General features: G+C 76.3%; 1 protein-coding gene. It reads left to right on the forward strand.

What is annotated here, in order from left to right; genetic code table 11:
* Window positions 1-148 precede the first annotated feature (148 nt).
* Entirely contained in the window at window positions 149-538 is a 390-nt protein-coding gene (locus tag HW577_RS26050; RefSeq protein ID WP_198378965.1) for a RidA family protein, read from the forward strand.
* Window positions 539-668 lie beyond the last annotated feature (130 nt).

Genomic DNA, 668 nt, shown 5'->3' on the forward strand with positions numbered 1-668 from the left:
GCGTGCGCTCTCCCGTCCTCCCCCGCCGCGGGTCTGATCGCGGCCGGGCGCGCGCCGCGCGCCATGAGGCCGAACGGCCCGCCGCCCTCTATGCTGCGGGTCGCGCGCGACCCGCGACGCGACGAACCAGCATCAGGGAGCATCCGCCATGGCCCGCATCACCTTCTCCAACCCGCCCGGCGCGCCGATGCCGCAATCCCGCTATTCCCAGGCCGCGCTGATCGAGGGCGAGGGCCGGCGGCTCGTCGCCTCCGGCCAGGTGGGGCTGCGCCCGGACGGATCGCTGGTCGAGGACCCGGAGGCGCAGATCGACCAGTCGCTCGCCAATCTCGGCGCCATCCTGGCCGCGCACGGCATGGGGCCGGCGAACATCGTCAAGATGACCGTCTTCCTGACCGACACTGCCCTGGTCGGCGCCTGGCGGGCGCGGCGGGACACGTTCCTGGCGGGCCACGCGCCGGCGAGCACCCTGCTGATCGTGGCGGGGCTGGCGAGCCCCGCCTTCAAGGTGGAGGTGGAGGCCGAGGCGGTCGCCTGACGCGCGTCGCCCCCAAGGGGTGCCGTGGACGCCCGGTCGGGCGGCACGCGGCCACGCGTCTCCGTCGCCGCGCGCACGGAGCCCTCGGCCATCACGGCGCGGCCGCGCGTGTAGCGCGCGACCGGCCGGC

The organism is Neoroseomonas rubea (assembly GCF_016106015.1).
GTDB classification, from domain to species: domain Bacteria; phylum Pseudomonadota; class Alphaproteobacteria; order Acetobacterales; family Acetobacteraceae; genus Neoroseomonas; species Neoroseomonas rubea.

What these genes read in the sequence shown, in the direction of transcription:
- HW577_RS26050 (WP_198378965.1), top strand. Translation starts at nt 149, where the DNA reads ATGGCCCGCATCACCTTCTCCAACCCGCCCGGCGCGCCGATGCCGCAA.